The sequence below is a fragment of the Blastococcus sp. TML/M2B genome (genome assembly GCF_016612865.1).
GTDB lineage: Bacteria > Actinomycetota > Actinomycetes > Mycobacteriales > Geodermatophilaceae > Blastococcus.
The window spans coordinates 1,053,424-1,077,908 of the sequence record NZ_JAENZZ010000001.1 but is presented as its reverse complement, the minus strand read 5'-3'; the positions used below and the strand labels follow the sequence as shown (position 1 = coordinate 1,077,908).

General features: G+C 75.1%; 24 protein-coding genes, 1 tRNA gene and 2 pseudogenes. 16 read left to right on the top strand and 11 right to left on the bottom strand.

The genetic code is table 11. The features are described 5' to 3' along the window. Nucleotides 1-16 precede the first annotated feature (16 nt). The gene (gene kynU / locus JKP75_RS05255; RefSeq protein ID WP_200492258.1) at nucleotides 17-1,282 is read left to right on the top strand and encodes a kynureninase; all 1,266 of its coding nucleotides are present in this window, start codon (nucleotides 17-19) and stop codon (nucleotides 1,280-1,282) included. On the opposite strand, the gene JKP75_RS05250 is transcribed toward kynU, so the two are convergent. Together JKP75_RS05250 and JKP75_RS05245 are read right to left on the bottom strand one after the other, a co-directional pair. Beyond that, a complete protein-coding gene (locus JKP75_RS05250) occupies nucleotides 1,275-2,222 on the bottom strand; it encodes a hypothetical protein (RefSeq protein ID WP_242472783.1) in 948 nt (315 codons plus the stop codon). The genes kynU and JKP75_RS05250 overlap by 8 nt on opposite strands. After that, nucleotides 2,219-2,746 (bottom strand): HNH endonuclease, encoded by a 528-nt coding sequence (locus tag JKP75_RS05245; RefSeq protein ID WP_309229531.1) that lies wholly within the window; start codon nucleotides 2,744-2,746, stop codon nucleotides 2,219-2,221. The genes JKP75_RS05250 and JKP75_RS05245 overlap by 4 nt, the downstream gene beginning before the upstream one ends. 210 nt (nucleotides 2,747-2,956) lie before the next feature. Here JKP75_RS05245 and JKP75_RS05240 point away from each other — a divergent pair, with 210 nt between their 5' ends. From JKP75_RS05240 to JKP75_RS05220, 6 genes and pseudogenes are all read left to right on the top strand, one after another. Beyond that, on the top strand, nucleotides 2,957-5,050 hold the full coding sequence (locus JKP75_RS05240; protein ID WP_200492260.1) for a prolyl oligopeptidase family protein: 2,094 nt from the start codon (nucleotides 2,957-2,959) through the stop codon (nucleotides 5,048-5,050). Between the two features lie 64 nt (nucleotides 5,051-5,114). Further along, nucleotides 5,115-5,789, top strand: a pseudogene (locus JKP75_RS20565) (MFS transporter); the annotation flags it as partial. A gap of 127 nt (nucleotides 5,790-5,916) precedes the next feature. Continuing rightward, on the top strand, nucleotides 5,917-6,408 hold the full coding sequence (locus JKP75_RS20560) for a hypothetical protein (protein WP_242472781.1): 492 nt from the start codon (nucleotides 5,917-5,919) through the stop codon (nucleotides 6,406-6,408). Next, nucleotides 6,405-6,818, top strand: a complete 414-nt coding sequence (locus JKP75_RS05230; RefSeq protein WP_200492261.1) for a globin — start codon at nucleotides 6,405-6,407, stop codon at nucleotides 6,816-6,818. The genes JKP75_RS20560 and JKP75_RS05230 overlap by 4 nt, the downstream gene beginning before the upstream one ends. Then, nucleotides 6,818-8,383, top strand: coding sequence for a glycoside hydrolase family 13 protein (locus tag JKP75_RS05225; RefSeq protein ID WP_200492262.1), 1,566 nt, complete (start codon nucleotides 6,818-6,820; stop codon nucleotides 8,381-8,383). The genes JKP75_RS05230 and JKP75_RS05225 overlap by 1 nt, the downstream gene beginning before the upstream one ends. A 108-nt stretch (nucleotides 8,384-8,491) precedes the next feature. Then, entirely contained in the window at nucleotides 8,492-9,088 is a 597-nt protein-coding gene (locus JKP75_RS05220) for a biotin transporter BioY (RefSeq protein WP_200492263.1), read from the top strand. A 374-nt stretch (nucleotides 9,089-9,462) separates the two neighbouring features. Here JKP75_RS05220 and JKP75_RS23675 read toward each other — a convergent pair. Continuing rightward, nucleotides 9,463-9,537 (bottom strand): annotated as a pseudogene (locus tag JKP75_RS23675) (acyl-CoA thioesterase); the annotation flags it as partial. 164 nt (nucleotides 9,538-9,701) lie between these two features. Between JKP75_RS23675 and JKP75_RS05210 the strand changes: the two are divergent. Continuing rightward, on the top strand, nucleotides 9,702-10,160 hold the full coding sequence (locus JKP75_RS05210; protein ID WP_200492265.1) for a protein-tyrosine phosphatase family protein: 459 nt from the start codon (nucleotides 9,702-9,704) through the stop codon (nucleotides 10,158-10,160). A gap of 88 nt (nucleotides 10,161-10,248) precedes the next feature. Here JKP75_RS05210 and ettA read toward each other — a convergent pair whose 3' ends face one another. The 3 genes from ettA to JKP75_RS05195 all read right to left on the bottom strand — a co-directional run bounded on the left by ettA (nucleotide 10,249) and on the right by JKP75_RS05195 (nucleotide 13,520). Next, a complete protein-coding gene (gene ettA / locus JKP75_RS05205; RefSeq protein WP_200492266.1) occupies nucleotides 10,249-11,919 on the bottom strand; it encodes an energy-dependent translational throttle protein EttA in 1,671 nt (556 codons plus the stop codon). A gap of 101 nt (nucleotides 11,920-12,020) precedes the next feature. Continuing rightward, complete coding sequence (locus tag JKP75_RS05200) at nucleotides 12,021-12,542, bottom strand: single-stranded DNA-binding protein (RefSeq protein ID WP_200492267.1); 522 nt, start codon at nucleotides 12,540-12,542, stop codon at nucleotides 12,021-12,023. Between the two features lie 159 nt (nucleotides 12,543-12,701). Then, on the bottom strand, nucleotides 12,702-13,520 hold the full coding sequence (locus JKP75_RS05195; RefSeq protein ID WP_200492268.1) for a class I SAM-dependent methyltransferase: 819 nt from the start codon (nucleotides 13,518-13,520) through the stop codon (nucleotides 12,702-12,704). A 114-nt stretch (nucleotides 13,521-13,634) separates the two neighbouring features. Between JKP75_RS05195 and JKP75_RS05190 the strand changes: the two genes are divergently transcribed. Further along, nucleotides 13,635-13,707: transfer RNA gene (locus JKP75_RS05190), tRNA-Arg, on the top strand. Between the two features lie 113 nt (nucleotides 13,708-13,820). Further along, nucleotides 13,821-15,182, top strand: coding sequence for a lytic murein transglycosylase (locus JKP75_RS05185; protein ID WP_200492269.1), 1,362 nt, complete (start codon nucleotides 13,821-13,823; stop codon nucleotides 15,180-15,182). Between the two features lie 120 nt (nucleotides 15,183-15,302). Here JKP75_RS05185 and JKP75_RS05180 read toward each other — a convergent pair whose 3' ends face one another. Beyond that, complete coding sequence (locus JKP75_RS05180) at nucleotides 15,303-15,458, bottom strand: DUF6131 family protein (protein ID WP_097193998.1); 156 nt, start codon at nucleotides 15,456-15,458, stop codon at nucleotides 15,303-15,305. A gap of 96 nt (nucleotides 15,459-15,554) precedes the next feature. Further along, nucleotides 15,555-16,280, bottom strand: a complete 726-nt coding sequence (locus JKP75_RS05175; RefSeq protein ID WP_200492827.1) for an NUDIX domain-containing protein — start codon at nucleotides 16,278-16,280, stop codon at nucleotides 15,555-15,557. Between the two features lie 121 nt (nucleotides 16,281-16,401). On the opposite strand from JKP75_RS05175, the gene nadA reads away from it, so the two are divergent. The 3 genes from nadA to nadC are packed head-to-tail and all read left to right on the top strand — an operon-like array spanning nucleotide 16,402 to nucleotide 19,926. Continuing rightward, entirely contained in the window at nucleotides 16,402-17,367 is a 966-nt protein-coding gene (nadA, locus tag JKP75_RS05170) for a quinolinate synthase NadA (RefSeq protein WP_309229530.1), read from the top strand. Beyond that, complete coding sequence (locus JKP75_RS05165) at nucleotides 17,360-19,045, top strand: L-aspartate oxidase (protein WP_200492826.1); 1,686 nt, start codon at nucleotides 17,360-17,362, stop codon at nucleotides 19,043-19,045. The genes nadA and JKP75_RS05165 overlap by 8 nt, the downstream gene beginning before the upstream one ends. Continuing rightward, nucleotides 19,042-19,926, top strand: coding sequence for a carboxylating nicotinate-nucleotide diphosphorylase (nadC, locus tag JKP75_RS05160; protein WP_200492271.1), 885 nt, complete (start codon nucleotides 19,042-19,044; stop codon nucleotides 19,924-19,926). Before JKP75_RS05165 ends, nadC begins: the two co-directional genes overlap by 4 nt. A 76-nt stretch (nucleotides 19,927-20,002) precedes the next feature. Here nadC and JKP75_RS20555 read toward each other — a convergent pair whose 3' ends face one another. Then, on the bottom strand, nucleotides 20,003-20,296 hold the full coding sequence (locus tag JKP75_RS20555) for a hypothetical protein (RefSeq protein WP_242472779.1): 294 nt from the start codon (nucleotides 20,294-20,296) through the stop codon (nucleotides 20,003-20,005). Continuing rightward, nucleotides 20,181-21,041, bottom strand: a complete 861-nt coding sequence (locus tag JKP75_RS05155; protein ID WP_309229527.1) for an LLM class flavin-dependent oxidoreductase — start codon at nucleotides 21,039-21,041, stop codon at nucleotides 20,181-20,183. Before JKP75_RS05155 ends, JKP75_RS20555 begins: the two co-directional genes overlap by 116 nt. A gap of 124 nt (nucleotides 21,042-21,165) precedes the next feature. Here JKP75_RS05155 and JKP75_RS05150 point away from each other — a divergent pair, with 124 nt between their 5' ends. The 3 genes from JKP75_RS05150 to JKP75_RS05145 all read left to right on the top strand — a co-directional run bounded on the left by JKP75_RS05150 (nucleotide 21,166) and on the right by JKP75_RS05145 (nucleotide 23,605). Then, nucleotides 21,166-21,468: a DUF427 domain-containing protein gene (locus tag JKP75_RS05150; RefSeq protein ID WP_200492273.1), complete on the top strand. Its 303-nt coding sequence runs from the start codon at nucleotides 21,166-21,168 to the stop codon at nucleotides 21,466-21,468. A 198-nt stretch (nucleotides 21,469-21,666) separates the two neighbouring features. Next, a complete protein-coding gene (locus tag JKP75_RS23670; RefSeq protein WP_309229526.1) occupies nucleotides 21,667-21,975 on the top strand; it encodes a PAS domain S-box protein in 309 nt (102 codons plus the stop codon). Nucleotides 21,976-22,051: 76 nt separating this feature from the next. Beyond that, on the top strand, nucleotides 22,052-23,605 hold the full coding sequence (locus JKP75_RS05145) for an EAL domain-containing protein (RefSeq protein WP_309229524.1): 1,554 nt from the start codon (nucleotides 22,052-22,054) through the stop codon (nucleotides 23,603-23,605). 3 nt (nucleotides 23,606-23,608) lie between these two features. Here the strand turns inward: JKP75_RS05145 and JKP75_RS05140 are convergent, their stop codons facing one another. After that, nucleotides 23,609-24,406: an SGNH/GDSL hydrolase family protein gene (locus JKP75_RS05140; protein WP_200492275.1), complete on the bottom strand. Its 798-nt coding sequence runs from the start codon at nucleotides 24,404-24,406 to the stop codon at nucleotides 23,609-23,611. Between the last annotated feature and the right edge of the window lie 79 nt (nucleotides 24,407-24,485).

Here is a 24,485-nt window from a genome sequence, read left to right as displayed (position 1 = left end):
CCGTACACAAGGAGCCATGGACCTCTCCCGTGCCGCCGCGGAGGCCCTCGACGCGGCCGACCCCCTCGCCGGGTTCCGCGCCCGCTTCGCCGGTGCCGCCGACGACGGCCCCGACCGGCTGCTGTACCTGGACGGCAACTCGCTGGGCCGGATGCCCCTGGACACCCCCGCCGCGGTGAGCCGCGTGGTCGAGCAGGAGTGGGCGCGCGGTCTGGTCGGCTCGTGGTCGCAATGGATCGGGCACGCGACGCGGCTCGGCGACGCCCTCGGCGCCGGGGTGCTGGGTGCCGGCACCGGACAGGTGCTGGTCGGCGACTCCACCACGGTGAACCTCTACAAGCTGCTGGTCGCCGGCGCCGCCGCCCGACCCGGCCGCGACGTGCTGGTCTGCACCGCCGACGACTTCCCGACCGACCGCTACGTCGTGGCCGGGGTCGCCGAGGCCCGGGGCATGACCGTGCGCGAGATCGACGCCGACATCGACGAGGGCCTGGACCCGTCGGCGCTCGCGGCGGCGCTGGACGAGCGGGTTGCCGTCGTCGTCCTGTCGCTGGTGGCCTACCGGTCGGGCGCGCTGGCCGACGTCGCCGAGGTGACCCGGCTGGTGCACGAGGCCGGCGCGCTGCTGCTGTGGGACCTCTCGCACGCGGTGGGCGCCGTGCCGGTCGACCTGGACGCCACCGGGGCGGACCTGGCCGTGGGCTGCACCTACAAGTACCTCAACGGCGGGCCCGGTGCCCCCGCGTTCCTGTACGTGCGCCGCGACCTGCAGGAGGAGCTGCGCTCCCCCATCCAGGGCTGGTTCGGTCAGCGCGACCAGTTCGAGATGGGCCCGGCCTACGAGCCGGCCGAGGGCATCGAGCGCTTCGGGGTCGGGACGCCGCCGGTCATCGGCATGGCCGCGGTCGAGGTCGGCGCCGGGCTGGTCGCCGAGGCGGGCATCGGGGCGCTGGCCGCGAAGGGCCGCACGATGACCGACCTCGTGGTGGCCCTCGGCGACGAGTGGCTGGTGCCGGCCGGGGTGGCGCTGGCCTCGCCCCGTGAGCAGTCCCGGCGCGGCTCGCACGTCACCTTCGCCCACCCGCAGGCCTGGCAGCTGACGCAGGCGCTGGTCGACCGCGGCGTGGTGCCGGACTTCCGCACCCCCGACCGCGTGCGGCTGGGGCCGGCGCCGCTGTACACCCGGTTCGTCGACGTCTGGGACGCGATGGACCGGTTCCGCGCGATCCTCGCCGACCGCTCCTACGAGGCCTTCCCGGCCGAGCGCGCCCGCGTCACCTGAGACCCCCTCCACGAGATCTGCACACTCGGGGCTTTCCGGGCGCCGAATCCCCCGAGTGTGCAGATCTCGCGGAGATCAGGCGGGTTCGGGCACGCCGATCGGGTTGCCTGCCGGCCACTCGCCGGCGGCCGACGACGGCGCGGCGCACCGGCCGGATCAGCTCGGCGAACCGGTCGCAGCCGCGGGAGCCGAGCGCCTGCCACGGGCCGAGGGCCAGCCGGTCGGTGTCCGCCTCGATCGCGGTGACCACCGCCAGGCCCTGCGCGGTGAGCTCGCCGTGGGCCAGCCAGCCGCGGCGTGCCAACCGGGCGGCGCCGGCGTCCCAGGCCTCGTCGTCCCAGCCGCGCGCCTTCTGCAGCCAGGCGCGGTCGGCGCGCCCGGCCGCGACGGCCAGCACGTGCCCCTGCACGCCGTCGACCTCGCGGTCGACCAGCGCGGCGGTGTGCCCGTCCCCGCGGTGCTCGCGCAGCGTCGTGAGCAGCTGCCACAGCGCCAGGTGCGGTTCGTCGGGGACGGCGACGCCGGTGTTGGCGGCCGCGAGCGGGCGCCCGGGCAGGTCGACCGCGGCCGCGGCGGTGGCCGCCAGGTCGCGCAGCTCGCGCACCTCGTCCGACGCCGTCCAGCCCGCTCCGAGCACCCGATGCACCGCCGCGTCGACGCCGGCCAGCCGCGCGTCCAGGGCGGCCGCCGGGGTCGCCTGGTCCCACACCGCGGGCACGCGGCGGGCGACGAACTCCGGCGCGAAGTTGACGAAGGTGGCGGTCACGACCTCGGCCCCGACGGCACCCAGCGGCGCCGCACGGCCGGCGAAGTAGCCCGACCAGAAGCCCCGCAGCCCGGCCTCCTCGAAGGCCGCGGTCGCCTCCGCGGCGAAGTAGGTCAGCGCGTGGAACGGCTCGGCGAGGCTCCACAGCAGCCGCGCGGTACCCGGGGACGTCACGCGCTGACGCTCTCAGGTATGCCCAGCCACTCGCGCCAGCGGGGGTCGACGGTGCGGTGGCCGAGCAGCCGCCAGGCGGCGCCGGTGGGGGTGCGCGGCGGGTGCGGCAGCTTCCAGCCGAGCTCGGCCAGCGACCGGTCGGCCTTGGTGTGGTTGCACCGGCGGCAGGCGGCGACGACGTTGTCCCAGGTGTGCGTCCCGCCCCGGCTGCGCGGGACGACGTGGTCGATGCTGGTCGCCGACCCGCCGCAGTAGACGCAGGTCTGGGCGTCGCGGGTGAAGACCGCGCGCCGCGAGAGCGGGACCGACGACGGGTAGGGCACCCGCACGTACCGGGTCAGCCGCACGACGACCGGCACCGGCAGGCTGACCGTCGAAGCGTGGACGACGTCGTCGGTCGAGTCGACGGCCACGGCCTTCTCCGCCAGGACCAGCACGATCGCCCGGCGGCTGGAGACCACGCACAACGGCTCGAAGGTGGCGTTGAGCAGCAGGGATGCGCCCGTGGTCCCGGGCGAGGGCACGGGCAGGACCGTCGGGGCGGGGTCGCGGCGCGGGCCTGGATGACCTGCGGTCGACGACCTGGGCACGGAACGCGGCACGGATCACCTCCGGTCGCCCCGGACCGCCGGTGGCTCCGAGACCCGCGGGCGACCCCCATTCTGACCCGGCGCGGGCGCGCACGCCGCCCTCGCGCCCGCTGCTTCGCCGCGCGGGCGCTCTACCGTGACCGGATGCGCTATCCCGACGCCCCCCGGCTCGACCTCGTCGAGGACCTGCACGGGCACGCCGTGGCCGACCCCTACCGCTGGCTGGAGGACGCCGAGGACCCGCGCACGGTCGCCTGGAGCTCGGCGCAGGACGCGCTGTCGGCCGAGGTGCTCGGCGGCCTGCCGCTGCGCGCGGCGTTCGCCGACCGGCTGGAGCAGCTGGTGCACGCCGGCGCGGTCGGGCTGCCGGTGTGGCGCGGGGCGCGCGCCTTCTCGACCCGCCGCGACCCGGGCCAGGAGCACGCCGTCCTGCGGGTGACCGAGGCCGACGGCACGGTGCGGGTGCTGGTCGACCCGATGGCGCTGGACCGGGCCGGCACGACGACCCTGGACGCCTGGTCGCCGTCGATCGAGGGCGACCGGCTGGCCTACCAGGTCTCCGTCGGCGGCGACGAGGAGTCGCAGCTGTACGTGCTCGACGTCGCCACCGGCGAGCTGCTCGACGGCCCGGTCGACCGCTGCCGGTACTCCCCCGTGGCCTGGCTGCCCGGCGGCGGGGAGCTGTTCTACGTGCGTCGCCTGGCGCCCGAGCTGGTGCCGGCCGACGAGCAGCAGTTCCACCGCCGCGTGTGGCGCCACCGGGTGGGCGCCGACCCGGCCGGCGACGTGCTGGTGCACGGCGAGGGCAGCGACCCGGCCAGCTACTTCGGCGTGCACACCAGCCGGGACGGCCGCTGGCTGGTCGTCTCCCGCTCGGTCGGCACCGCGCCCCGGGACGACGTGTGGCTGGCCGACCTCACCGGGGACGGCGCGCTTCGCGAGCTCCAGGTCGGGGTGGACGCGCAGACCTCGGCGTGGGTCGCCCGCGACGGCCGGCTGTGGCTGCTCTCGGACCGCGATGCCCCCCGCTGGCGGCTCGCCGTCGCCGACCCGGCCGACGCCGCCACCTGGGCGCCGGAGAACTGGCGGGACGTCGTCCCCCAACAGCCGGACGCCGTGCTCTCCGACGTGACGCTGGTCGACGGGCCCGACGGCGGCCTGCAGGTGCTCGCCGTGCACGCCGTGGACGCCACCGACCGGCTGTCGGTGTGGGCCGCGGACGGCTCGGGCCGCACCCGCGAGGTGCCCGCGCCCGGCGCCGGCAGCATCTCCGGCGTCGTCTCCCGGCCCGAGGGCGGCCCGGAGGCGTGGGTGGGCTACACCGACTACGCCACCCCGCCGTCGGTGCTGCGCTGGGACGCCGCCGACCCGGGAACCCTGGCGGACTGGGAGCGGGCTGCCGTCGCGGGCGCGGTCCCGGAGCTGACCGTCGTCGAGACGCACGCGACCTCCGCCGACGGGACGCCGGTGCACCTGTTCGTGCTGTCGGCAACCGGCACGCCGGACACCCCGCGGCCGGCGGTGCTCTACGGCTACGGCGGCTTCAACGTCTCGCTCACCCCCGCCTACAGCGCGCCGGCGCTTGCCTGGGTCGCCGCGGGCGGTGTCTGGGCGGTGGCCAACCTGCGCGGCGGCTCCGAGCACGGCGAGGAGTGGCACCGCGCCGGGATGCGCGAGCGCAAGCAGAACGTCTTCGACGACTTCGCCGCCGCCGGCGAGCACCTGGTGGCGTCCGGCTGGACGACGCCCGCGCAGCTCGGGATCTTCGGCGGCTCGAACGGCGGCCTGCTGGTCGGCGCGACGCTCACCCAGCGGCCCGACCTCGCCGCCGCGGTCGTCTGCAGCGCACCGCTGCTGGACATGGTCCGGTACGAGCTGTTCGGCCTCGGCCGCACCTGGAACGACGAGTACGGCACCGCCGACGACGCCACCGAGCTCGGCTGGCTGCTGGGCTACTCCCCGTACCACGCGGTCCGGGAGGGGACGGCCTACCCGGCGGTGCTGATCACGACGTTCGAGTCCGACACCCGCGTGCACCCGATGCACGGCCGCAAGCTGGCCGCCGCCCTGCAGCACGCGACCGCGTCGTCGTCGCCGGTCGTGCTGCGCCGCGAGGTGTCGGTGGGCCACGGCGCGCGGGCGGTGAGCCGCACCGTCGGGCTCGCGGCCGACCAGCTCGGCTTCCTCGCGCGGTACACCGGCCTGGGACCCGCAAACTCCGACGACGGCCGTCGCTGACAGGGCGGCTCGCGCCTGAGAGGATTTCGGTGATGAACAGGTCACTGACCGTGGTCGGCCTCCGCTGACCGCGACCACGCCGGACGCGGCAGCCCCCACCCGTCCGGCCACGTACCGCGAGGTCTTCGCCGTCCGGGAGTTCCGGCCGCTGTTCGGCACGTTCCTGCTCTCCACCGCGGGGGACGAGCTGGCCCGCGTCGCGCTGACCGTGCTGGTCTACCAGCGCACCAGCTCGCCGCTGCTGTCCGCGCTCACCTTCGCGATCAGCCACTTCCCGTGGCTGATCGGCGGCCCGCTGCTCTCCACGCTGGCCGACCGGCTGCCCCGGCACCGGGTGCTCATCGCGACCGACGTCGCCCGCGCCGTCCTGCTCGCGGTGATGGCGATCCCCGGCGTACCGCTGCCGGTGCTGCTCGGCCTCCTGCTGGTGGTCTCGCTGTGCGCGCCACCGTTCGAGTCGGCCCGCTCCGCGCTCATGGCCGACGTCCTCGACGGCGAGCGCTACGCCGTGGCGATCTCGCTGACGACGGTGACGCTCCAGGTTGCCCAGGTCGCGGGCTTCCTGCTCGGCGGCGCGCTCGTCGCGCTGCACCCGTCCCTGGCCCTGGGCATCGACGCGGCGACCTTCGCGCTCTCCGCGGTCTGGCTCTCCGCGCGCCTGCAGCGGCGTCCGGCACCCGCGCCCCCGGAGGCCGGCACCTCGCTGTGGCAGGACGCCGCCACCGGGCTGCGCTTCCTCCTGGGCACGCGGCGGATGCTGGCGATCATCGCCGTCACCTGGCTGGGCGCGCTGTTCGGCAGCGCGTGGGAGGGCATCGCCGCCCCGCTGGGCGCGGAGCTCGGCCGCGGCAGCGCGGCGAATCGGCGTGCTGCTGGCCGCCAACCCGGCCGGCGTCGTCGTCGGCGGGCTGCTGCTGGGCCGGCTCGTGCCGCCCGAGCGCCGGGAGCGCCTGGTCGTGCCGCTGGTGATCCTGTCCCTCCTCCCGCTGCTCGCCGCCGGCGTGGTGACCGGCGTGGGCGGCGTCGAGGCCTCGACCTTCCCGACCGTGCTGGCGCTGCTGTTCGTCTCCGGGCTCGGCGCCTCCTGGCTCATCCCGCTCAACATCTCCTTCGTGCAGGCGACGCCGGCCGCGCTGCGGGGTCGCGCCTTCGGCGTGGCGGTGAGCGGCCTGTACGGCGTGCAGGGCATCGGCGCGCTGGCCGCGGGGCTCGGCGCGGAGGGTGTGGCACCGAGCACGGTGCTCGCGTTGTGCGGCGGTCTCGGAATGATCGTCGTCGCCCCGGCGCTGGTCGCCTACGGACGGACGCAGCACCGGGCGTCCGCCGCAACCGACGCCGAGGGAGCACCGCGGGAATGAGCGAGTCGAGGCGACTGCCGTCGGCCCGGACCTTCTACGACGAGGTCGGCGGGCAGGCGACCTTCGAGCGGCTCGTCGCCCGCTTCTACGCCGCCGTCCGCACCGACCCGGTGCTCGCGCCGCTCTACCCGCAGGACGACTGGGACGGCGCCGAGCTCCGGCTGCGCCGGTTCCTCGAGCAGTACTGGGGCGGCCCGACCACCTACTCCGACGAGCGCGGGCACCCGCGGCTCCGGATGCGGCACGCGCCGTTCGCCATCGGCCCGGCCGAGCGGGACGCCTGGCTGTCGCACATGCGCGACGCCGTCGACTCCCTCGAGCTGCCCGCCGACCAGGACGCCACGCTCTGGACCTACCTCGCCAACGCCGCGGGCAGCATGCAGAACCGCTTCCCCGCCGACGACGCGTGATGGGCACCACCGGCACGGACTGGTGGCGCGACGCGGTCTTCTACCAGGTCTACATCCGCAGCTTCGCCGACGGGAACGGCGACGGCGTGGGCGACCTGCGGGGGCTGCGCGGCCGGCTCGGGTACCTCCGCGACCTGGGTGTCGACGCCCTGTGGATCACCCCGTTCTTCCCCTCCCCGATGGCCGACCACGGCTACGACGTCGCCGATCCCCGCGACGTGGAACCGGTGTTCGGTGACCTCGACGAGTTCGACGCGCTGCTGGCCGACGCGCACGCGCTGGGGCTGCGGATCACGATCGACGTGGTGCCCAACCACACCTCCTCCGAGCACGCCTGGTTCCGGGCGGCGCTGGCCGCGGCCCCGGGCTCGCCGGAGCGGGCGCGCTACGTGTTCCGCGACGGCCGCGGCCCCGACGGCGCCGAGCCGCCGAACAACTGGCCCTCGGTCTTCGGCGGGCCGGCCTGGACCCGCGTCCCCGACGGTCAGTGGTACCTGCACATCTTCGCGCCGGAGCAGCCCGACCTGGACTTCGGCAACCCGGAGGTGGTGGCCGACCTCGAGGAGACGCTGCGGTTCTGGCTGGACCGCGGGGTCGACGGCTTCCGGATCGACGTCGCCCACGGCATGGCCAAGCCCGCCGGCCTCCCGGACATGGTGCCGATGGACGACACCGGGCTGCTCGACGACCACGGCCCGGGCGACCACCGCTTCGACCAGGACGGCGTGCACGCCGTGCACCGGCGGATCCGGGCGGTGCTCGACAGCTACCCCGGCACCATGGCCGTGGGCGAGGTGTGGGTCTCCGACGACGACCGCCTCGCCCGCTACCTGCGGCCCGACGAGCTGCAGCTGGCCTTCAACTTCAAGCTGCTGACCGCCGAGTGGGAACCGACCGCGCTGCGCGACGCCGTCGTCCACTCGCTGGCCGCCGTCGACGGCACCCCCGCGCCGGCGTGCTGGGTGCTCTCCAACCACGACCGGCCGCGGCACGTGACCCGGTACGGCGACGGCGAGCTCGGCACTCGCCGGGCCCGTGCGGCCGCGCTGCTGCAGCTCGCGCTGCCCGGGGTCGCCTACCTCTACAACGGCGACGAGCTCGGGATGCCCGACGTCGACCTGCCCGACGCCGCGCTGCAGGACCCCATCTGGTTCCGCTCCGAGGGTGCCGAGCGCGGGCGCGACGCGTGCCGCATCCCCGTGCCGTGGTCGGGCAGCGAGCCCTCCTACGGCTTCTCGTCGGGCTCGGGCACCTGGCTGCCCATGCCCGAGGGGTGGACCGCGCTCACCGCCGAGGCGCAGGCGGCCGACCCGGCGTCGATGCAGTCGCTGTACCGAGCGGCGCTGGCGCTGCGGGCCGGCTCGCCCGCGTTCTCCGGCGAGGGCCTGGAGTGGTTGCCGTCACCCGAGGGATGTCTGGCGTTCCGCCGGCCGGGCGGGCTCGTGTTCCTGCTGAACCTCTCGAGCGCCCCGGTGCCGCTGCCGGAGGGCACCGTGCTGCTGGCCAGCACGGACGTCACCGGCGGCGAGCTGCCCACGGACGCCGCGGCGTGGGTGGTGGCCTGAGCCGGGTCACCCGGTGGGTGCCGCGCACGGGGATCGCCGTAGTGCAGACTCTCCGATGATCCAGAGCCCGGCCGTGCGGCCGGGCTCGCCCGCCGTTCAGGAGGTTTCGTGGCCACCGCTTCGATGCACGCGCACCCGCTGCGCCCGCTCGTTCTCGCCGACCTGGTGCCCGCCGTGCGCGCGCGCAACGTCGTCCTCGTGGCGCTCGGTGTGCTGCTGACCGCGGCACTGGCGCAGGTGTCGGTGCCGGTCCCCGGTTCGCCGGTGCCGATCACCGGTCAGACCCTGGCGCTCGTCCTGACCGCTGCCGCGCTGGGCCCGGTGCGGGGCGTCGCCGTGCAGGTGGCCTACATCGCCTGCGCGCTGGTCGGCCTGCCCTTCTACTCGGAGGCCAGCGGCGGCGTCGACGTCGTCTTCGGTGCGACCGGCGGCTACGTCGTCGGCTTCATCCCGGCCGCGATCCTCATCGGCCTGGGCGCGCGCCACGCCATGGACCGCAACCCGCTCAAGGCCGTGCCGCTGTTCATCGCCGGTCAGGCCGTCGTCTTCGCCGTCGGCGTCCCGTGGCTGGCCGTCTCGGCCGACATGACCGCGGCCCAGGCCCTGGACAAGGGCTTCTACCCGTTCATCCTCGGCGGGCTGGTGAAGGCCGGTGTCGCCGCCGCGGTGCTCGGCACCGCCTGGAAGGCCGCGCGCCGGGCCTGATCCCCCTCGCACACGACCCCCCGACGCCTCGGCGTCCGGGGGTCGTCGCGTTCCGGGGCGGGTGCCGGTCCGCTCAGTTCGCGGGCTCGTCGGCCCAGCGGGCGAGGAACTCCTTCTCCTCCGGCGTGAGGCGGCGCGGCCGGGCGATGGCGAAGTCGAACGGCACGATCTTCGTGCTGCCGGTGACCGCGAGCTGCCCGTGGTCGAACAGCTCGTAGCGGCAGAGGAAGGTCGCCGCCCGGACGTCGGTGACCCAGACGTCGACCTGCAGCGGCTGCGAGGAGTAGACGACCTGGCGCTTGTAGGCGATCTCGTGCGCGGCGAACGATGAGCCCCCGCCGCTGCCCCGTGCGCAGGTCGTGCGTGGGCTGCTCGCGGAACAGGCTGATCCGCGCCATCTCGAAGTAGCCGAGGAAGGCCACGTTGTTGATGTGCTGGTAGGCGTCCATGTCCGACCAGCGCATGGGGACCGCCGCGGTGTGCCTCACACCGCCACCCTGCCGTACGCCGCGGCGCGGTTCGACCAGGCCCTCGGTCGGGGCGTCGGCGTGCGTCCTCGCGGACCGCGCAGCGAGAGGGCGCGCGGAACGCCCCGGAGCCCTACCGTGGCCCGGTGGACACGCCCTGGCCGGCGGACCTCCCCGGCGTGCTGACCCTGCCATCGGGACGACGGGTGCTCGGTCGCGGGCTGCGCGACACGCCGTCGTCCCCCGCGCCGCAGTTCGGTCTGTACCTGACCGCCCGCCGGCCGCCCGGGACCGCGTGGGCGCAGCAGTGGGTGCGCTGGCCCGACTTCGGGCTGCCCGCGGAGCTGTCCGAGCTGCGGCTGGCGCTCGCGTCGGCGTGGGTGCGGGCCGCCGACGAGCGGGTGGAGGTGGCCTGCAGCGGGGGCACCGGGCGCACCGGCACGGCGCTGGCCTGCCTGGCCGTGCTGGACGGGGTTCCGGCGGACGAGGCGGTGGCGTTCGTCCGGCACCACTACCGGTGGCGGGCGGTGGAGACCTGGCGGCAGCGCCGGATGGTGCTGCACTTCGACGACGACGAGCTGCCCGGCCGCGCCACGACGGCCTGACCCGGGCACGGACGACGACGGCACGGACGACGACGGCCGGCGGGGAGCGGGTGCTCCTTGCCGGCCGTCGCCACGTGCTGGTCGCCGGTCAGTCGCGCGAGAGCTTCCGGTAGGTCGCCCGGTGCGGACGGGTGGCGTCCTGGCCGAGGCGCTCGACCTTGTTCTTCTCGTAGTCGGCGAAGTTGCCCTCGAACCAGAACCACTTCGACTCGCCCTCGTAGGCGAGGATGTGGGTGGCCACGCGGTCGAGGAACCACCGGTCGTGGCTGACCACGACGGCGCAGCCGGGGAACTCGAGCAGCGCGCTCTCCAGGCTGGTGAGCGTCTCGGTGTCGAGGTCGTTGGTCGGCTCGTCGAGCAGCAGCAGGTTGCCGCCCTGCTTGAGCGTCAGCGCCAGGTTCAGCCGGTTGCGCTCACCGCCGGAGAGGACGCCGGCCGGCTTCTGCTGGTCCGGGCCCTTGAAGCCGAAGGCGGCGATGTAGGCCCGCGAGGGCATCTCGACATTGCCCACCTTGATGTGGTCGAGGCCGTCGGAGACGACCTCCCACAGCGTCTTCTTCGGGTCGATGCCGCTGCGGTTCTGCTCGACGTAGGAGAGCTTGACCGTCTCGCCGACCTTGATCTCGCCGTCGTCCGGCTTCTCCTCGCCGACCAGCATCTTGAACAGCGTGGTCTTGCCGACGCCGTTCGGGCCGACGACGCCGACGATGCCGTTGCGCGGCAGGGTGAACGACAGGTCGTCGATCAGCAGCCGGTCCCCGAAGCCCTTGGTCAGGTTGCGCGTCTCGACGACGACGCTGCCCAGTCGCGGACCCGGCGGGATCTGGATCTCCTCGAAGTCCAGCTTGCGGAACTTGTCGGCCTCCGCGGCCATCTCCTCGTACCGGGCGAGGCGCGCCTTGCTCTTGGCCTGGCGGGCCTTGGCGCCGGAGCGCACCCACTCCAGCTCCTCCTTGAGCCGCTTGGCGCGCTTGGCGTCCTTGGCCCCCTCGACCTGGAGGCGGGCGGCCTTGGTCTCGAGGTAGGTGGAGTAGTTGCCCTCGTACGGGTAGGCCCGGCCGCGGTCGAGCTCGAGGATCCACTCGGCAACGTTGTCCAGGAAGTACCGGTCGTGGGTGACGGCGACGACGGTGCCGGCGTACTTCTCGAGGTGCTGCTCGAGCCAGGCCACGCTCTCGGCGTCGAGGTGGTTGGTGGGCTCGTCGAGCAGCAGCAGGTCGGGCGCCTCGAGCAGCAGCTTGCACAGCGCGACGCGGCGGCGCTCACCACCGGAGAGGACGGTGACGTCGGCGTCGCCCGGCGGGCAGCGCAGCGCGTCCATGGCCTGCTCGATGCGGGCGTCGAGCTCCCAGCCGTCCTGGTTCTCGATGACCTCCATGAGCTCGCCCTGCTCGGCGAGGAGCGCGTCGAAGTCGGCGTCGGGCTCCCCCATCGCCGCGCTGACCTCCTCGAAGCGGGTGAGCGCGTCGCGCAGCGGCTTCACCGCCTCCTCGACGTTGCCCCGCACGTCGAGGGCCTCGTTGAGCGGCGGCTCCTGCAGCAGGATCCCCACCGTGGCCTCCGGCGCGAGCGAGGCCTCGCCGTTGGAGGGCTGCTGCATGCCGGCCATGATCTGGAGCACGGTCGACTTGCCGGCGCCGTTGGGGCCGACGACGCCGATCTTCGCGCCGGGCAGGAACGACAGGGTGACGTTGTCGAGGATCACCTTGTCGCCGTGTGCCTTGCGCGCGCGGACCATCGTGTAGATGTACTGAGCCACTGGGCTTCGGAGCCTTCCGTCGTCTCGCGAGCGGGGGCGGGCCGGCGTGCCCGGCCCGGCCCCCATGCGTTCTCACCTCCGATCCTCCCAGCCCGGGGCAACTAGGCGTGCGCGGGCTGCGCGGTGAGGTCGGCGGCGTCCACGGAGTCCAACGCGTCCCCGGCGTCCACGTAGTCCCGGCCGGCCCGGGGTTCGACGTCCGGGCCCGGGAAGTCCGGCGCGTCGGGGCCCGGCTGCGCCGCCGCGGACTCGTCGGGGGCCCGACCGGCCCTGTCCCGGGTGAACAACGACCGCCCCTTCTGCAGGTTGGGCCCCACGGCGAACGCCTTGATGCGGTCCTTGCTGCGCGGGCCGGCGTCGGACTCCCAGCTGTGGGTGGTCAGGGCCCCGTGGACGATGACCGGGTCGCCCTTGCTGATGCTCGCGGCGACGTTGCCGCTCAGCGCGTTCCAGCACTCGACGTCGATCCAGAGGGTGCCGGCGTCGACGTACTGCTCGGTGGCGGAGTCGTAGCGCCGCGCGGTGGACGCGATGCGGAAGTTGGTCACCGCGCCGTTCTGGGTGTTGGTGCGACGCGGGGCGTCGACGACGTTGCCGACGACGGTGACGGTGGTGTCGTTCACGGTGCTCCTCGGAGGTGCTGCGCCGGACGGCGCGGCCGGCGCGGTGCCGACCTGCTGGAACCCTGCGTCCGCCGCCCCGCTCGCACGGGCCCGCGCACCGATCTGTGGACGACGCCCCCGCCTGTGGACGGGCCGGGCCGCCCTGTCGTGCCCGCCTGATCAGCTGCGGGGGTGCCGCACCTCGCCGCGTACCGCCCACGCCCGGGCCGAGAGCCGGATCCCGCCGTCGGGGGATGCCGGCAGCCGCTCGGCCAGCCGGTCCCGCAGGGCCGTCACCCGTTCCTCCGGCAGCGATGCCACGTAGGCCGGTGCCGGGCCCGTCCCGCCCAGGAAGGGGTGCCAGTACTCCTCGAGGTCGTGGAACGCGGTCGGCACGACGATCGGCTCGACCACCACCCCGGCGAGCCCGGCCCGGTCGAACGCGCCGGCCAGGGCCCACGGGTGGCAGAGCGGGAAGCGGGTCCCCTCGTCCCACTGCGCGGCACCGGGATCGAGGGCGACCGCGGCGTCCCAGAAGTACCGGATGAGCTCCATGCCCTCGGCGTAGTCCCAGACGTAGGCGGCGACCGCGCCGCCCCGCCGGGTCACCCGCACCGCTTCGGCGAGCGCGGTGGAGGTGTCGGGCACGAAGTTCAGCACCAGCCCGGAGACCGCTGCATCGACCGAGCCGTCGTCCACCGGGAGGTGCGCGACGTCCGCCAGCACGAACCGGGCGCGCGCGTCGTGCACGGTGCCCGCCGCACGGGCGAGGAGGTCCGGCGACGTGTCGGCCCCGAGCACGGCGGCGGGCGAACCCAGCTCGAGGATCGCGGTCGTCGGTGCGCCCGTGCCGCACCCGGCATCGAGCCAGCGTGCGCCGGGAGGCACCTCCAGCCAGTGCACGAAGGTCGTCGCGACCGCACGGCTCCAGCGGCCGACGTAGGCCTCGTACCGCTCGCCGCTCGCCCACCGGTCGAGCGGAGAGCCCGGACTGGTCACGGACCGACCCCCTCCCGCGACCATCGTCCTGCGGGGCGCCCGCCCGGACAACGGTCAGCGGCACGGCGCGGCACGGGGGCCGCTCACGCCGGGTGCGATGATCGGCCACCGAAAGCGCTCGTAGCTCAGCGGATAGAGCACCGGACTTCTAATCCGACGGTCGCAGGTTCGAATCCTGCCGGGCGCGCTCCGCTCCCCCTCATCGGTACAGAACCGTCCGCTCCTCCGTGGTTGCGACCGCAGGTCACGGGTTACCGGCCCGCCCGAGGAGACGTGGTCGGACCTGCACCAGGAGTGAGGATGCGGAAGCCCACACGGGGGCGCGGCGCGGCACGAGCACTGCCGCCCGGCACGAACCGCCGGCACCGGGCGCTGTTCATGGCGGCCGTGGTGGTCGGCGGTGCCGGCTTCTTCAGCGGCGTGAGCGCCTCGACCGGCGACGGCGGCCTGCAGGAGGCCGACGCCCGCACGAGCACCGCGGAGCCCGCCGCCTCGCCGCTGTCCCGCGGCGCCCCGGAGGGCGCGATCACGCTGCCGCCGCTGCCCGTCGCGGTGCCGCAGCCCCAGCCCGCCACGCCCGCGGTCATCACCGGCCTGGCCGAGAACGGCATCCCGAACGTGGCGCTCAACGCCTACCGCGTCGCCGCCACCCGGATGAACGCCTCGAAGCCCGGGTGCGGCATCGACTGGTCACTGCTGGCCGCCATCGGCCGGGTCGAGTCCAACCACGGGCGGTTCGGCGGCGCCACGCTCGGGCCCGACGGCACCTCGACCCCGGAGATCCGCGGCCCGGCGCTCGACGGCGTGCAGTTCGCCTTCATCGCCGACTCCGACGACGGCGCCTTCGACCACGACCCGACCTACGACCGCGCCGTCGGGCCGATGCAGTTCATCCCGACCACCTGGCGCGCCTACGCCGTGGACGGCGACGGGAACGGCACGACCGACCCCTTCGACATCGACGACGCCGCGCTCGGGGCGGCCAACTACCTGTGCACCGCCGGCGGCGACCTGCGCACCGACGCCGGCCAGCGCAAGGCCGTCTTCGCCTACAACCACTCCGACGCCTACGTGGCCCAGGTGCTGGCGCTGGCCCGCTCCTACGCCACCGGCGTCCCGGTCGACGCACTGCCGCTGAGCGGCGACACCACCAGCCCCGTCCCGGCGCCGTCCGGCAGCGTGCGCGGGCCGGCCGCGCCCGGACCGGCGCTCGGCGTCCGCGACACCACCCCGGCCTCGGGCGACACCGTCCTGCCGAACCGGGGCCCCGCGGCGTCGTCCCCCGGGCCCGCGGACGCAGCGGCCGCACCTGCGGCAGCCGACGGCAGCGCCGCCCCTCCGGCGCCCGCCGGCGGCAGCGGCGGGGGGGGTTCCCCGGCGCCGGCAGGCGGCGGGAACGGGAGCGCACCGGCTCCCGCCCCCGGATCGGCTCCTGCGCCCGCTCCCGCACCGGCTCCGGCGGCACCCGCGGCCCCGGCGCTGCCGCTCCCCAGCCTGCCGCTGCCGGGCCTGCCGACCCTCCCGCTCCCCACGCCACCCCCACCCCCGACGGCCACGCCCGCGCCGCCGCAGGTCGTCGAGCTCGTCCCGGGCCTCACGTGCACCCTGCTCGGCCCCCTCGGCGTCAAGCTCCTGCCGAGCCTGCCCGTCTGCCCGACCTGACCTCCGGACCACGAGGCCCCGGACGACGACGAGCCCCCGGCCGCGCGATGCGGCCGGGGGCTCGTGGGGTCAGCGCCCGTGGCGTCCCGACCTCAGCGGGAGGTCGGGGTCACGGGGCGGTCAGTACCAGACTTTTCGTCCGCCGACCGCGCGGCCGGTCGCCCCGAGGACGTAGAGGACCGCGCCGACGACCAGCAGGATGATCCCGATCGTCGTGAGGATCGGGATGCTGGCAAAGATGCCGATCAGCAGCAGGATCAAGCCGAGGATGAGCACGTGGGTCTCCAATCGGTGTCCGCAGTGGGTCGCGGCGAACACTTCCCGGGCTGAGCGTGATCATGCGCCGCCGCACGCGGTGTCACCCGTTCGTGATCATGAACCGCGCGGTCCGGCCGGACGGGTGGCCGGCGGGCGGAAGACCGCGAAGGGGTCGGTGACCTCCAGCTCCGGTGCTGCGAACCGGTAGAGCGCCGCCGGCCGCCCGCCGGAGCGCCCCGGCGGCGCTTGCTCCCCCGTCGCCTCGAGCACGCCGCGGCGCAGCAGCACCCGCTGGAGGTTGGTCGCGGTGACGTCGTAGCCCAGCGCGGCGACGTAGATCTCGCGCAGCTCGGCGACGGTAAACTCGGGCGGGGCCAGGGCGAACCCGACGTTGGTGTACGAGAGCTTGGACCGCAGGCGGCGCAGCGCCGAGCCGACGATCGAACCGTGGTCGAACGCCGTCGCCGGCAGTGCCTCGACCGGGTGCCAGGCGGTGTCCTCGGGCAGCGCCGGGTCGACGTGCGAGGGGATCAACCCCAGGTAGGCCGTCGCCACGGTCCGGCCGCGGGGGTCGCGGTCGGGGTCGCTGCGCGTCTCCAGCTGCTCCAGGTGCCCGAGCGCCGCGACCTCCACCTTGGCCGCCAGCTGCCGGGCCACGGAGGCGCCGAGAGTCTCCTCCGGCAGCAGCGGCCCGCCCGGCAGCGCCCACGCCCCGGCGAACGGGTCGTTCGGCCGCTGCCACAGCATCGCGTGCAGCCGCCGCGCCCGGACCTGCAGCACCACGGCCAGCGCCTGGTGCGGATAGGCCGGCCGCTCGGGCGACGACCACACGGATCCCATGCCGGGAATGCTAGGGTCTTCCCACGAGGTTTTCGCCTCATAGTAGGAAACCCACTCCTCCGGAGGCCCGCGTGACCGCGACGCTGCCCACCCCCACCACCGCCGCCTGGACGCCCGACCAGTGGCAGGACTGAAGCGCGAGGAGGTGCGCCGGCTGGCCCGCGAGAAGGACGCCGTCGTCCTCGCGCACAACTACCAGGCCCCGGAGATCCAGGACGTCGCCGACCACGTCGGCGACTCCCTCGCCCTCTCCCGCCTCGCCGCCTCCAGCGACGCGAGCACGATCGTCTTCGCCGGCGTCCACTTCATGGCCGAGACGGCGAAGATCCTGGCGCCGGAGAAGACCGTGCTGGTCCCCGACGCGAACGCCGGCTGCTCGCTGGCCGACACGATCACCGCCGACCAGCTGCGCGCCTGGAAGGCCGAGCACCCGGGCGCCGTCGTCGTCTCCTACGTGAACACCTCGGCCGAGGTGAAGGGCGAGACCGACATCTGCTGCACCTCGTCCAACGCCGTCGAGGTCGTCGAGTCGATCCCGGCCGACCGGGAGATCCTCTTCCTCCCCGACCAGTTCCTCGGCGCGCACGTCCAGCGGGTCACGGGACGCGCGAACATGCGCATCTGGATGGGCGAGTGCCACGTGCACGCCGGCATCTCCCCCACCGACCTGCGCGCCAGCGTCGAGGCCGCACCCGATGCCGAGCTGCTCGTGCACCCCGAGTGCGGCTGCGCGACCAGCGCCCTGTGGATGGTGTCGGACGGCCAGCTGCCGCAGGAGCGCGTGCACATCCTCTCCACCGGCGGGATGCTCGACGAGGCCCGGAGGACGACGGCGAAGCGGGTGCTGGTCGCCACCGAGATCGGCATGCTGCACCAGCTCCGCCAGGCCAACCCGACGACGGCGTTCGAGCCGGTCAACTCCCGGGCGGCCTGCCCCTACATGAAGATGTCGACGCCGGAGAAGCTGCTGCGCGCGCTGCGCGAGGGCCGCGACGAGGTAACCGTCGACCCGCAGGTCGCCGCCCGCGCCCGCGCCGCCGTCGAGGCCATGGTCGCCATCGGCACGCCCTCGCCGGTCGGTGAGTGAGGTGCGCCCCGGGGTCGCCACCCTGGCGCCGCCCGTCGTCGCCGCCCTGCCGCTGCCGGCGGCGACGGACGAGCGGGTCACCGACGTCGTCGTGGTGGGCAGCGGTGCCGCCGGGCTGATGGCCGCCGTCGCGCTGGCCGAGGCCGGGCGCGCGGTCACCGTCGTCACCAAGGGCGAGCTCGGCGCCGGCAGCACGCCGTGGGCGCAGGGCGGGCTGGCCGCCGTCCTCGGCGAGGACGACGACGCCGAGCTGCACGTGCAGGACACCCTGGTGGCCGGGGCCGGGCTCTGCGACGAGCCGGCCGTGCGGACCCTGGTCGCCGAGGCACCGGGCGCCGTCGCCGAGCTGCGGCTGCTCGGCGCACGACTGGACCTCGCCGCCGACGGGCGGCCGGCGCTCACCCGCGAGGGCGGGCACAGCCGCGACCGGATCGTGCACGCCGGCGGGGACGCCAGCGGCGCGGAGGTCACCCGGACGCTGGCCGCCGCGCTGCGGGCCCGCGGCATCGCCGTCCTCGAGCAGACCGTGGCGCTGGACGCGCTGCTCACCACCGACGGCCGGGTCGCCGGCGTGCGCACCGCCGGGATCGGCGACGGCGGCGCACTCGTCGACGTCACCGACCTGCGGGCGCGCGCCGTCGTCCTGGCCACCGGTGGCGCCGGGCAGGTGTTCACCGCGACCACCAACCCGGCCGGTGCCACCGGCGACGGGCTGGCCCTCGCCCTGCGCGCCGGGGCCGAGCTCGCCGACGTCGAGCTCGTGCAGTTCCACCCGACCGCGCTCTGGACCGGCGCCGGCGCCTCCGGGCAGCAGCCGCTGGTCTCCGAGGCGGTGCGCGGGGAGGGCGCGGTCCTCGTCGCCACCGACGGACACCGGATCATGGCCGGCGCGCACCCGCTGGCCGACCTCGCCCCGCGCGACGTCGTCTCGGCGACCATCGCCGCGCACCTGCGTGCCACCGGCGCCGACCACGTCTTCCTCGACGCCCGGCACCTCGGCGCGGAGTTCCTCGAGCGCCGCTTCCCCGGCATCGCCCGCGCCTGCCGCGACGCCGGACTGGACCTCGCGCACGAGCCGATCCCGGTCGTGCCCGCGGCGCACTACTCCTGCGGCGGCGTGCTCGCCGACCTCGACGGCCGCACCGGGGTCCCCGGGCTGTTCGCGATCGGCGAGGTCGCCTGCACCGGCGTCCAGGGCGCGAACCGGCTGGCGTCGAACTCGATCACCGAGGGGCTCGTCGCCGCCCGCCGCTGCGCCGCGCTGCTCGCCGTCGAGCTGCCCCCGCTCGCCGCCCCGGCGGCTCCCCGCCGGGGTGACGCGGCCATCGACCCCGCCGCCCGCGCCGTCGTCACCGCGGCGACCACCCGGCACGCCGGCGTCCTCCGCGACGCCGAGGGCCTCACCGAGCTGGCCCGCACCCTGGCCGCGGTCGACCGGAGCACCGCGCCGCTCGACCTGGCCGCGCTGGAGACGACGGCGCTGCACACGGTCGCGACCCTGCTCGCCGCCGCGGCCCTGACCCGCGCCGAGAGCCGGGGCTGCCACCGCCGGGTGGACACCCCCGAGACCCGGGCGGAGTGGCAGGTGCGGCTGGTGCACCGGCTCGACCGCGCCGGCCACCTGCGCACCCGCACCGTGCCCGTGCGGACCGGTGCCGGCGAGCTGGTGGTCGCGTGACCGCGCTCCGGGAAGACGTGGCCGCCGCGCTGCGGGCCGCCGGGCTGGACCCGGCCGAGGTGGAGCGCGTCGTCCGCACAGCCCTGGACGAGGACCTCGCCTTCGGCCCGGACGTGACGACGGAGTCCACCGTGCCCGCCGACGCCGTCGCCACCGGGGACGTCACGCCGCGCAGCGTCGGCGTGCTCGCCGGGGTGCACGTGGCCGCGGCCGTGTTCGACCTGGTCGGCGGCCCGGCGGTGGAGACTCTGGTCCACGAGGCGGACGGCGCGACCACCGAGCCGGGGCTGCCCGTGCTCACCGTCACCGGCCCGACCCGCGCCCTCCTCACCGCCGAGCGGACCGCGCTCAACCTGGTCTGCCACCTGTCCGGGATCGCCTCGCTGACCCACCAGTGGGCCGAGGCGATCGCGGGCACCGGCGCCGCCGTCCGCGACACCCGCAAGACGACGCCCGGGCTGCGCGCGCTGGAGAAGTACGCCGTCCGCTGCGGCGGCGGGGTGAACCACCGGATGGCGCTCGGTGACGCCGCGCTGGTCAAGGACAACCACGTCGCCGCGGCCGGCGGCATCGCCGCAGCGGTGGAGGCGGTGCGGACGACGGCGCCGCACATCGCGCTCGAGGTCGAGTGCGACACCCTCGACCAGGTGCGCGAGGCGATCGCGGCCGGCGTGCAGCTCGTGCTGCTGGACAACTTCTCCACCGCCGACACCCGCACGGCCGTCGAGCTGGTGCGCGGCACGGGTGTGCGGCTGGAGGCCAGCGGCGGGCTCTCGCTGGACCGCGCAGCCGAGGTCGCGGCGACCGGCGTCGACTACCTCGCCGTCGGCGGGCTCACGCACAGCGCCGCCGTCCTCGACCTCGGCTTCGACCTGCGCTGACGCCCCCCTCGGGACTTTCGGTACCGAAAGTCCCGAGGGGGTGGGGACTTTCGGTACCGAAAGTCCGCCGAGGGGGTCAGGCGGGGCGGCGGTCGGGGTGCACCCAGCCGATGGCGGGCGCGACGTGCTCGACGACGTTCTGCAGCAGCCGGGCGTTGTAGTCGACGCCCAGCATGTTCGGCACGGTGATCAGCAGGCTGTCGGCCTCGCGGACGGCGGCGTCCTTGGCCAGCTCCTCGGCGAGCTGGTCGGGCTCACCGACGTAGCTCTTGCCGAAGCGGGCGCGGACACCCTCGAGGACGCCGACCTGGTCCTCGCCGCTGTCGCCGCCGAAGTACTGCCGGTCCAGGTCGCTGACGACCGGGACCACGCTGCGGCTCACCGACACCCTCGGCTCGCGCTCCCAGCCGGCCTCGCGCCAGGTGCTGCGGAACCGGGCGATCTGCTCGGCCTGGAGCTCGTCGAAGGGGACGCCGGTGTCCTCGACCTAGCAGCGTGGAGCTCATCAGGTTCATCCCCTGCCGCGCGGTCCACTCGGCGGTGGCACGGGTACCCGACCCCCACCAGATGCGGTCGGCCAGGCCCGGCGACTGCGGCAGCACGGGCAGCTGCCCGGCCCGCCCACCGGTCATCTTCGGATCGGCGTCCACGACCGGCTGCCCGGAGATCGCGGCCAGGAACAGCGCCGTCTTCTGCCGGGCGAGGTCGGCGTCGGTGCTGCCGGGGCCGGGCACGTAACCGAAGGCCTCCGAGCCGCGCAGCGCCGTCTCCGGCGATCCGCGGCTCACGCCGAGCTGGAGCCGGCCGTCGCTGAGCAGGTCGGTCGCGGCGGCCTCCTCGGCCATGTACAGCGGGTTCTCGTAGCGCATGTCGATGACGCCGGTGCCCAGCTCGATGCGCGAGGTGCGGGCGGCCATGGCGACCAGGAGCGGGAACGGCGAGGCCAGCTGGCGGGCGAAGTGGTGCACCCGCACGTAGGCGCCGTCCAGCCCGATCTCCTCGGCGGCGACCGCCAGCTCGACGCTCTGCACCAGCGCGTCCCGACCGGTGCGCACCTGCGACCCCGGGATGGGCTGCCAGTGCCCGAAGGACAGAAATCCGATCCGCTTCTCCACGCCGTCCTCAGCGCCGACGCGGCCCACCGTGTTCCCGGGATGACGGGCACGGGATGACCGGGGCCGGCCGGGACGTTCCGCCTCCGAGCGACCGCATCGGGCGGTCCTGGTGGGAGGGGATCCCATGCGCGCCACCGTGAACGGCACCGTCGTCGCCGAGGCCCCGGAGTCCGAGCTCGTCCGGATCGAGGGCAACTGGTACTTCCCGCCGTCCGCGGTGGTCGACGGAGCGCTCGCGAAGAGCCCGACCGCCTACACCTGCCCGTGGAAGGGCGCCGCGCAGTACTGGGACGTCGTCACCCCCTCCGGCACGGCCTCGGACGGCGCCTGGAGCTACCCCGACCTCTTCCCGTCGGCCGTGGAGCGGGTGGGCACGGACTTCGCCGGCTATGTCGCGTTCTCGCCCGGGGTCACCGTCGGGGACTGACGCACGACCCACGTCCCGGCCGTCGCGCCGACGCGGCCCGGGACGCGGCCGTGCACCACCACCTGCCGGAGGACGCGGGCGAGCTTCGGCAAGTACTGCCGGACAACCCCGACTTTCTCACGCACCGTGACGGCACGATCACGACTCTCCGTGCACGAGTTCCGTCACTTACCGCTGGCCATGCGTGACCCTTCTCCGGTGAGCCTCCCCGCCAACGAGACGCCGCGGCAGCCCGCCGGCACTCCCGACGCGGCGACCCGGCAGCGCATGCGTGCCATCGACACGCTCCTCGCCGACCGCGGCCAGCTGTTCCAGGCGCTGTTCATGTCCGCGCCGATCGCCAAGGCGCTGGTCGACCTCGACGGTCACGTGCTGGTCGCCAACCCGGTGATGTGCGCCCTGACCGGCCGCAGCGCCGACGAGCTCTCCGGCCGGCACGTCGACCTCGCTGGCCCACCCCGACGACCCCCCGGTCGGCGACCTGGGGATCGAGCCGGCGCCCGGTGAGCCGCCGCTGGACCCGAACCTGCTCCTCGACGGCGAGCGCCGGCTGCGCCGCTCCGACGGCACCGAGCTGTGGGTCGTGCAGGCCCACGAGGTGGTCCGGCACAACAACGGCGTCCCGCAGTTCGTCGTCCTCTCGCTGGTCGACGTCACCGACCGCCGCCGCGCCGAGGACGACCTCGTCCGCCGGGCGTTCACCGACCCGCTGACCGGGCTGCCCAACCGCCGCGCGCTCACCGACAGGCTGCGGCACGCGGTCGCGCTCTCCCGCCGCCGCGGCCTGCAGGTCGGGCTGGTGCACCTCAACCTCGACCGCTTCCGCGCGGTCAACGACACCCTCGGCCACGAGGCCGGCGACATGCTGCTCAGCCAGGTCGCCGACCGGCTGCGCTGGAGCACCCGCGTCGAGGACACCGCCGTCCGGCTCGGGGCCGACGAGTTCCTCGTCGTCGCCGAGGACGTCGAGGACCTCGAGGGCCTGCGCGCGCTGGCCGAGCGGCTGCTCAGCGTGCTCGACGAGCCCTTCGTCGTCCTCGACCGCGAGATCACCCTCTCGGCCAGCGTCGGGCTGACCCTGGGCTCCGACCTCACCCCCGACGACCTGCTGCGCCAGGCGCAGAGCGCGCTGAACCGGGCCAAGGTCGACGGCAGCCGCGCCCGCGTCGAGGTGCACGAGGGCGCCCTCAGCGACAGCGACGTCGACGCCCTCCAACTCGAGGTCGACCTGCGGCACGCGCTCGACAACGACGAGCTGCGGCTGTTCTACCAGCCGATCGTGCACCTGGCCGACGAGTCGCTGCTCGGCTACGAGGCGCTCATCCGCTGGCAGCACCCCACCCGCGGGCTGCTCCCGCCGGGCGCCTTCCTGGACGCCGCGGAGAACAACCGGCTCACCTCCAAGCTCGGCGCGTGGGTGCTCCGCCGCGCCTGCCACGACGCCGCCACCTGGCCCGACGACCTGCGGGTGCACGTCAACGTGTCGGCGCGGCACCTGGCCGAGGACGGCTTCAGCGAGCTCGTCGCCGCCGCCCTCGAGGAGTCCGGGCTGGCGCCGGAGCGGCTGGAGCTGGAGATCACCGAGTCGACGGCGCTGTTCGCCGCCGAGGCCACGCTGCACTCCGTCGCCGTCGTCACCGACCAGGGCGTGACCCTGGCCCTCGACGACTTCGGCACCGGTTACTCGGCGATCACCGCCCTGCACCGGCTGCCGATCCACACGCTGAAGATCGACCGCTCGTTCGTCGCCGACGTCGTCGCCGAGCCCGCGACCGCGGCGCTGGTGCAGGGTCTGCTCCAGCTCGGCCGCGGCATGGGCCTCCAGGTCATCGCCGAGGGCATCGAGGACCTCGACCAGGCCGCCTGGCTGCTCGACCACGGCTGCGCCATGGCCCAGGGCTACGCCTTCGGCCGGCCCGCGCCGCTGCCGAGCCCGGCCGCGGTGCTCATCGGCGAGGTCACCGACACCCCGGCGGAGGACGTCGCCGGCGCGCTGCTGCCCGACGCCCTGGAGACGCCGATCGTGCCGCAGCAGCGGTCGGCCGACGTCGACCCGCCGCGCCGCGTCGTGCTCGCGACGGACGACACCGGGAAGTTCGGCCTGTTCGACGAGTTCGCCGAGGACCCCGAGGACTGATCCCTAGGGGCGGGGCAGCGCGAGCGGCACGGGGCGCTTGGGCTCGCGCCCGTCCCCGGACGAGGTGCCGCGCAGCCGCCGGCCGATCCACGGGCCGACGTACCCGCGCACCCAGGCGGCCTCCTCGGCGACCGCCACGCGGAACGCGCGCGGTGGCTGCGGGGACAGCGGCGTCCGCCAGCCGTCGTCGCCGACCGGCACGCCGAGCGCGGCCGCCGCGGCCAGGCCCATGCGGCGGTGCCCCTCGGTGGTGAGGTGGATGCGGTCGGCGTCCCACAGCCGGGAGTCCTGGATCCAGCCCGCGCCCCACTGGTCGAGGACGGCGGCGCCGGTGCGGGCGGCGATCGACCAGATGTCGGCGTTGAAGACGGCGATCCTGCCGCGCGCCCGGCGCAGGATCGGGGTGTTGCGGGTGTCGACGCCGGTGGCCAGCAGCACGTCGGCGCCGGCCGACCGGAAGCGGACGACGGCCGCCTCGAGGGTCGCGGCCAGCTCGTCGGGATCGGCACCCGGGCGCATCAGGTCGTTGCCGCCGGCGACGATGCTGACCAGGTCCGGCCGGGCCTCCAGCGCGACGGGCACCTGCTCCTCGACGACCTGGCGCAGCAGCCGGCCGCGGATCGCCAGGTTGGCGTACTCGACGTCGACCCCGGTCGCGGCGGCCAGGTGCCCGGCGAGCAGGTCGGCCCAGCCGCGGTAGTGGTCGGGGCGCTCCGGATCGGCGTCGTTCAGCCCCTCGGTGAAGGAGTCGCCGAGTGCGATGTAGCGCTGCCAGGGGGCGGCGGAGGCGGTGAACTGCACGTTCCCCACTCCACCACGGGCGGCGGCGGGACGGTCCGGCGGACCGGCGTGCCGTCGGGCACAGCGCGCGTGAACGCGA

Bases quoted from the DNA above. Each gene is read 5' to 3' on its own strand.
- kynU (WP_200492258.1), top strand. From the start codon at position 17: ATGGACCTCTCCCGTGCCGCCGCGGAGGCCCTCGACGCGGCCGACCCC.
- JKP75_RS05240 (WP_200492260.1), top strand. From the start codon at position 2,957: ATGCGCTATCCCGACGCCCCCCGGCTCGACCTCGTCGAGGACCTGCAC.
- JKP75_RS05230 (WP_200492261.1), top strand. From the start codon at position 6,405: ATGAGCGAGTCGAGGCGACTGCCGTCGGCCCGGACCTTCTACGACGAG.
- JKP75_RS05225 (WP_200492262.1), top strand. From the start codon at position 6,818: ATGGGCACCACCGGCACGGACTGGTGGCGCGACGCGGTCTTCTACCAG.
- JKP75_RS05185 (WP_200492269.1), top strand. From the start codon at position 13,821: ATGCGGAAGCCCACACGGGGGCGCGGCGCGGCACGAGCACTGCCGCCC.
- JKP75_RS05175 (WP_200492827.1), bottom strand. From the start codon at position 16,280: ATGGGATCCGTGTGGTCGTCGCCCGAGCGGCCGGCCTATCCGCACCAG.
- JKP75_RS05150 (WP_200492273.1), top strand. From the start codon at position 21,166: ATGCGCGCCACCGTGAACGGCACCGTCGTCGCCGAGGCCCCGGAGTCC.